This window comes from Rhodopseudomonas palustris, from assembly GCF_003591005.1.
Taxonomy (GTDB): domain Bacteria; phylum Pseudomonadota; class Alphaproteobacteria; order Rhizobiales; family Xanthobacteraceae; genus Rhodopseudomonas; species Rhodopseudomonas palustris_K.
Genome location: NZ_QYYD01000060.1, coordinates 1 through 7,011 on the forward strand (window position 1 = coordinate 1; position 7,011 = coordinate 7,011).

The following is a 7,011-nucleotide window of genomic DNA, read 5'->3' on the forward strand; positions in this document are numbered from 1 at the left end:
CACCCGGATCGCTGCGCGATCCGACCTCTCCCCGCACGCGGGGAGAGGGAGCAGGCCGTGCAGATGGCCACCTCCTCCGCACCCAAGAACATCTGCTGCGTCGGCGACGACGATCAGTCGATCTATGGCTGGCGCGGCGCGGAGGTCGACAACATCCTGCGCTTCGACCACGACTTTCCCGGCGCCAAGGTCATTCGCCTGGAGCGCAACTATCGCTCGACCGGCCACATCCTGGCTGCGGCGTCGTATCTGATCGCTCATAACGAAGGCCGGCTCGGCAAGACGCTGCGCACCGAGGACGTCGACGGCGAGATGGTCACCGTCACTGGCGCCTGGGATTCGGAAGAGGAAGCCCGCGGCATCGGCGAGGAGATCGAGCAGCTGCAGCGCCAGGGCCACGCGCTCAACGAAATCGCCATTCTGGTGCGTGCATCGTTTCAGATGCGCGAGTTCGAAGACCGCTTCGTCACCCTCGGCCTGCCCTATCGGGTGATCGGCGGCCCGCGCTTCTACGAGCGCGCCGAAATCCGCGATGCGCTCGCTTACTTGCGCGTCATCAACTCGCCGGCCGACGATCTCGCCTTCGAACGCATCGTCAACGTGCCGAAGCGCGGCCTCGGCGACGCCACCGTGCAGCTGCTGCACGACCATGCCCGCAAGCGCAAGACGCCGCTGTTCGAGGCGGCGCGGCTGGTGATCGAGACCGATGAACTCAAACCGAAAGCGCGGAGCTCGCTGCGCGGCGTCGTCGAAAGCTTCGAGCGCTGGCAAGTGCAGCGCGACGTGCTGTCCCACACCGAACTCGCCGAGATCGTGCTCGACGAGAGCGGCTACACCGAGATGTGGCAGAAGGACCGCTCCGCCGACGCCGCCGGCCGGCTGGAGAATTTGAAAGAACTGATCCGCTCGATGGAGGAGTTCGAGAACCTTCAAGGCTTCCTCGAGCACATCTCGCTCGTGATGGACCGCGAGGGCGGCGCCGACGAAGACGCCGTCAGCATCATGACGCTGCATTCGGCCAAGGGCCTGGAATTCGAGACGGTGTTTCTGCCCGGCTGGGAGGAAGGCCTGTTTCCGCATCAGCGCGCGCTCGACGAACAGGGCCGCGCCGGCCTCGAGGAAGAACGCCGCCTCGCCCATGTCGGCATCACCCGCGCCCGCAAGCGGGCGAAGTTGTACTTCGCCACCAACCGCCGCATCCACGGCACGTGGAATACGACGATCCCGTCGCGCTTCCTTGATGAACTGCCGTCGGCGAATGTCGAGATCACCGAGTCGAAAGGCGGCTCCGGCTGGGGCGGCATGAGCGGCTACGGACCGTCGCGCTTCGACAACGTCGAATCGTTCGGCTCGAGCTACTCGACCCCGGGGTGGCAACGCGCGCAGGCGCAGCGCAGCCGCGGTGGCAATGGCGGACGCAGCGGTGGCTTCGACGAAAGCAGCTCGCCGTTCGGCGGCCGCGGCTCCAGCCCCCCGCGCCGCGCCCCGATCGTGCTGGAAGGCGAACTGGTCGCCAAATCGACCGGCACCGATTCCGACTTCACCCTGAACGACCGCGTATTCCACCAGAAATTCGGCTACGGCCACGTCACCAAGATCGACGGCAACAAACTCACCATCGCGTTCGACAAGGCGGGGGAGAAGAAGGTGGTCGATAGTTTCGTGGAGCGGGTGTAGATGAACTCAGTAGACCGAACGAAAGTCTCGTTTGCAGAGGCGGAAGGGAAATCTCGATTTCCTCCAATCCTACAATGGGGAGAAATCGACGAGCGACTAAGATCTGGGCTCTGGAACGTAATTTATCTTTTCCTCAAATCACACATCAAATTCAATGCGAGCACCCGCTACTACTCTCTAGTAGATCCCGCAGCGTCGATCTTAATCAGAGAGCACGTTCACAGGCGCTACGAATTCTTCAGCGATTACACCAACAGATTTTCGAGCGATGATGTTTATCTCAATAATTGGGCCGATTATTTTAGGAAACGAGACTATATCGAACTATTCGACTTCATAACATTCTTGGTTCGAGACCCGGATTGCCCTGCTCAGTTGATTGAAAGAATTGCATATGTACTGGATGAACCATACAGCCCCTACCGCCTCTCAATAAGCGCGAAAACAATCTATCCGGCAATTGACCTCGATGAAGCCAAATCACTTGAGCGTGACGTTGACGCGATTTTCGCGTCCGCTTTTTCCGGTGCAAAGACGCACATCCGATCGTCGTTAGAAAATCTCGGTGGTGGTGATTACAGAGCTGTAGTGCGCGAGTCTATTCACGCGGTGGAAAGCGCCGTACGAGAATACACTGGAGACCCTGCCGCAATAGTATCCAAAGCCACTAAATCTCTTGTCGCAGAACTTGGAGTTCATAGGGCGCTTGCTGATGCTTTTGACAAGCTTTACGCCTACTCAAACGACGAAAAGGGCATAAGACATGCGCTGGTTTTCCAAGACAACGAAAAGGTTGGACTGGATGAAGCAGTATTCTTCCTTTCGGCGTGCACTGCCTTCGTGGGCTTCCTAAGCCGCAAGAAGTTGAAGATCGGAGATGGACTGAATTCAAAGTGACCCACTACATCTCCATCGTCGAGGACACTGGGCCGGACTTGGCGGTCGGCGTTTGGTTTCCGGACCTGCCGGGCTGCGTCTCTGCGGGTGACGATATCGACGAGGCGCTGCGCAATGCGCCGGAGGCATTGGCGCTGTATCTCGAACAGATCGAACATGACGGCAAGCCACTGCCGAAGCCGCGCACGTTGACGGAATTGAAGGCCGATCCCGCTGTTGCCGACGACATCCGAGAATACATGCTCGCCCTGATTGGAGAGGGCTAGGAGATTGCGATGGTTCAGTACGTCGCCTTGATCCACAAGGATGCGGACGGCAGCTACGGCGTCTCCTTTCCCGACATACGCGGCGTCATCACCGCGGGTGACACCATCGAGGAAGCAATGGAGGAAGCCGCCGAGGTCCTCCTTTTTGCGGCCGAGGACTGGACCAATCCGGATGGCTCGACAGTCTTTAATCCGCCGCGAACGATCGATGATCTCAGGAAAGACCCGGCCTTCGTCGAGAGCTCTAAGGATGCCATCGTCGCTCTGATCGAATACCCAGCCCAAGCCCACGCTGCGGAGTAAGATTCCGGCCTATTCCCGTCATTGCGAGCCACGGATCGGCGCGAAGCGCCGCCCGGTGACAGGCTCCGCGAAGCAATCCAGCCTCCCTGCGTGGCGCTCGATTGCTTCGTCGGCTTCGCCTCCTCGCAATGACGGGGAGATGCGGCATCAAGACTCTTGCACCGCGCCCTGCCCCTGTCGGTTGCACGCCGCCTCGTCCGTCCTTATGTAAACCGCCCCGCGCGACCCGCTGCGCCCGCAGCTGCCTTCCTGCGCCTGAAGTCTGACGAGCCCGCATGGCCCCGATCATTTCCGTCACCAATCTAAGCAAGACCTACGGCACCGGCCGCAAGGCGCTCAACGCCGTTACTCTCGACATCATGGGTGGCGAGATCTTCGCGCTGCTCGGGCCGAACGGCGCCGGCAAGACGACGCTGATCGGCACGATCTGCGGCCTGGTCAATCCGAGCACCGGCAGCGTGACGGTCGGCGGCCACGACATCGTCCGCGACTATCGCGCCGCGCGGTCGATGATCGGGCTGGTGCCGCAGGAGCTGCACACTGACGCGTTCGAATCGGTGTGGGACACGGTGAGCTTCTCCCGCGGCCTGTTCGGCAAGCCGAAGAATCCGGCGCATATCGAGAAGGTGCTGCGCGACCTGTCGCTATGGGACCGCAAGGACTCTAAGATCATCACGCTGTCGGGCGGCATGAAGCGCCGCGTGATGATCGCCAAGGCGCTCAGCCACGAGCCGCAGGTGCTGTTTCTCGACGAGCCGACCGCCGGCGTCGACGTCGAGCTGCGCAAGGGGATGTGGGAAGTGGTGCGGGCGCTGAAGGCGACCGGCGTCACCATTATTCTGACCACGCATTACATCGAGGAGGCCGAGGAGATGGCCGACCGCGTCGGCGTCATCAACAATGGCGAGCTGATCCTGGTCGAGCAGAAGGCGGCGCTGATGCAGAAGCTCGGCAAGAAGCAGCTCAAGCTGCATCTCGACACGCCGCTTGATGTGGTGCCGGCTGCGCTCGCCGCCTACGATCTGTCGCTGTCGGGCGACCGCATCAAGCTGATCTACACCTACGACACCCGCGCCGAGCACACCGGCATCACCGCGCTGCTGGCCGATGTCCGCGCTGCCGGCATCCGCTTCCACGATCTCGACACCAGCCAGTCGTCGCTGGAAGAAATCTTCGTCAGCCTGGTGCACGCATGACCATGAACTTCCGGGCCGTCAAGGCGATCTACCTGTTCGAAATGGCGCGGACCTGGCGGACGCTGATGCAGAGCATCGTGTCGCCGGTGCTATCGACCTCGCTGTACTTCGTCGTGTTCGGCGCGGCGATCGGCTCGCGCATCGATCAGGTCGAGGGCGTCAGCTACGGCACCTTCATCGTGCCCGGACTGATCATGCTCAGCGTGCTGACGCAAAGCGTCGCCAACGCCTCGTTCGGGATCTACTTTCCGAAATTCACCGGCACGATCTACGAGATCCTGTCGGCGCCGGCGTCGTTCCTGGAGATTGCGCTCGGCTATGTCGGCGCGGCGGCGACCAAGTCGATTATCCTCGGCCTGATCATCCTGGCGACCGCCGGGCTGTTTGTGCCGCTGCACATCGCGCATCCGGTGTGGATGCTCGGCTTCCTGGTGCTGACGGCGGTGGCGTTCAGCCTGCTCGGCTTCATCATCGGGATCTGGGCCGACGGCTTCGAGAAGCTGCAGGTGGTCCCGCTACTCATCATCACGCCGCTGACGTTCCTGGGTGGCAGCTTCTATTCGATCTCTATGCTGCCGCCGCTGTGGCAGACCATCGCGCTGTTCAATCCGGTGGTGTATCTCGTCTCCGGCTTCCGCTGGAGCTTCTACGAGATCGCCGACGTCGATATCCGCATCAGCGTCGCGGCGACCTGCGGCTTCCTGCTGCTGTGTATGGCGGTGGTGTGGTGGATCTTCAAAACCGGCTATCGGCTAAAGGCCTGACCCGGCCCCGACCGACGCTCAACGAAAAAGGCGCGGCCGAAGCCGCGCCTGTCGCCGTGATCCGTTCGATCAACGATAGCAGTGATAGCGACCGCGCTTGTAATAGCCGTGGCAGCGCTTGCCGCGATGCCCGCGATAGCGCGGCCCCTGATTGGGAATGCCGAGCACGCCGTTGACCGCGCCCACGGCACCGCCAACGCCGGCGCCGATCGCGCCGCCTACGGCGCCGCCGATCGGACCAGCCGCGCGGTTGCCGCGATAGGCACCCTCTTCAGCGCCGCGCACGATGCCCTGCGAGTGACCGACGGTCGGAATCGCCAGCAGGCCGAGGGCGAGCGCCGCCGCAGCCAGCATGGTCTTGAGCCGCACGCCCTCAGCGCGCAACGCGAGCGTCTTCGTCGTTGCCTTCATAAATTCCTCCGGAATTGTCCCCGCTCCATTGTCGGAGCCCACTTGCGACGATTCAACCCCTTCACGGCGCTCTGGTTCCATCTGCCGCGTTTTCGCCGCAGCGACGCCGCTGGCGCGCCTGCCCGCCGGGCGAATTAACGATGCCGCAGGTTTGTTCGCTGCGCCGCGGTCGCCTCTGGAAACTACTTTGACGGCTACGCATATTACCGGCGGGGACGGCTCACCACCACTTGGAAGGACCGGGCCGAGGAGGCCGGAATTCATGCGTTTGTATCTCGCTTCCCTCACCGGTCTGATCCTGATCGCTGCCGCGGGCTCGGCCGAAGCCAAGATTGCCATCGCGGTCGACAAAGACAACCAGCAGATGACCGTCATGGTCGACGGCGTGCAGCGCTACCGCTGGCCGGTCTCGACCGGCAATCCGTCGCACGAAACGCCCAACGGCTCGTTCCAGACCTTCCGGATGGAGCCGGACCATTACTCCAAGGAGTTCGATGAGGCGCCGATGCCGCATTCGATCTTCTTCACCAAGCGCGGCCACGCCATTCACGGCACCGACTCGGTCGGCAAGCTCGGCGTCCCGGTGTCACATGGTTGCGTCCGGCTTTCGCGTGAGAATGCGGCCACGCTCTATGCGCTGGTCGAGAAGGATGGGGTGCTGAATACGACGGTGACGCTGACCGGCTCGTCGCAGGTTGCGCTGGCACGGCAGCCGGGCAAGGCCAATGCCGCTGTAGCCCGCCGTGCACCGCTGCCGACGCCGACCTATGACGCCAACGGCCAGCCCGTCCAACTTGCGCCGCCCACCCAGCCGCGCGTCGCCGGCCCGCAGATCGCCGATGACGGCTACATCTATCCGGCCGAAGGCGACGACGGCCGCCGTTACCCGGCCCCGCCCGGCTATCGCCGCGCCTACGGCCAGCAGCAGTACCAGCCGCAGTATCAATACTCCGACGAGGACAGCTACGGCCGTCCGGCTTACGCGCCGCGCGGCTATTACCAGCCCCGTGGCTACTACGGCGGCTACTCGGCCTACTGAGCCGACCGCTTCAATGCGACCACCCGATGCCCGGCCTAGCGCCGGGCATTTTCGTTGTGGGGAGTCGGAGTTGAGTGGCAGTCGGTGCTTCGAGCAGGAAAGATGACGCAAGCGCAGCGCGCCCCCTCTCCCGCTTGCGGGAGAGGGCTGGGGTGAGGGCGACGCGAGCAGTGAGCCAGCGGCCGGACCTTCCTCCGTCCTGGCCCGACTCGTACCAGCCACCCACGCCGTCTCCACGGACGCTCTTCGCCCCACGCCTGTCATTCCGGGGCGGCCGCAGCGCAGCTGCGGGCGAACCCGGAATCCCGCAGCGTTCTGCGACTCAGCCGTTTCCACAATTTCGAGATTCCGGGTTCACGCAGCTTCGCTGCGCGCCCCGGAATGACGGTGCTTGGGGCATGGGGTCTTCGCCGTTGCACGCAAAACGTTATCACAAACGCAAAACGCCGCCTCCGTGG

Annotated in this window: 8 protein-coding genes; 7 read left to right on the plus strand and 1 reads right to left on the minus strand. The window is 62.8% G+C overall.

What is annotated here, in order from left to right; translation table 11 throughout:
* Positions 1–57: 57 nt before the first annotated feature.
* From D4Q52_RS25845 to D4Q52_RS25865, 6 genes are all read left to right on the plus strand, one after another.
* Positions 58–1,677, plus strand: a complete 1,620-nt coding sequence (locus D4Q52_RS25845; protein WP_234831327.1) for an ATP-dependent helicase — start codon at positions 58–60, stop codon at positions 1,675–1,677.
* Positions 1,678–2,574: an AbiJ-NTD4 domain-containing protein gene (locus tag D4Q52_RS26340; RefSeq protein WP_147407852.1), complete on the plus strand. Its 897-nt coding sequence runs from the start codon at positions 1,678–1,680 to the stop codon at positions 2,572–2,574.
* Complete coding sequence (locus D4Q52_RS25850) at positions 2,571–2,840, plus strand: type II toxin-antitoxin system HicB family antitoxin (protein ID WP_119859458.1); 270 nt, start codon at positions 2,571–2,573, stop codon at positions 2,838–2,840. The genes D4Q52_RS26340 and D4Q52_RS25850 overlap by 4 nt, the downstream gene beginning before the upstream one ends.
* A gap of 9 nt (positions 2,841–2,849) precedes the next feature.
* Entirely contained in the window at positions 2,850–3,143 is a 294-nt protein-coding gene (locus tag D4Q52_RS25855) for a type II toxin-antitoxin system HicB family antitoxin (RefSeq protein ID WP_119859459.1), read from the plus strand.
* Positions 3,144–3,418: 275 nt separating this feature from the next.
* Entirely contained in the window at positions 3,419–4,339 is a 921-nt protein-coding gene (locus D4Q52_RS25860) for an ABC transporter ATP-binding protein (protein WP_119859460.1), read from the plus strand.
* A 2-nt stretch (positions 4,340–4,341) separates the two neighbouring features.
* Positions 4,342–5,103 carry an ABC transporter permease gene (locus tag D4Q52_RS25865; RefSeq protein ID WP_119859463.1) on the plus strand — a complete coding sequence of 254 codons (762 nt, stop codon included), beginning with the start codon at positions 4,342–4,344 and terminating at the stop codon, positions 5,101–5,103.
* 69 nt (positions 5,104–5,172) lie between these two features.
* Here D4Q52_RS25865 and D4Q52_RS25870 read toward each other — a convergent pair whose 3' ends face one another.
* Positions 5,173–5,514 carry a hypothetical protein gene (locus D4Q52_RS25870; RefSeq protein ID WP_119859461.1) on the minus strand — a complete coding sequence of 114 codons (342 nt, stop codon included), beginning with the start codon at positions 5,512–5,514 and terminating at the stop codon, positions 5,173–5,175.
* Between the two features lie 262 nt (positions 5,515–5,776).
* On the opposite strand from D4Q52_RS25870, the gene D4Q52_RS25875 reads away from it, so the two are divergent.
* Positions 5,777–6,553, plus strand: coding sequence for a L,D-transpeptidase (locus tag D4Q52_RS25875; protein ID WP_119859462.1), 777 nt, complete (start codon positions 5,777–5,779; stop codon positions 6,551–6,553).
* Positions 6,554–7,011 lie beyond the last annotated feature (458 nt).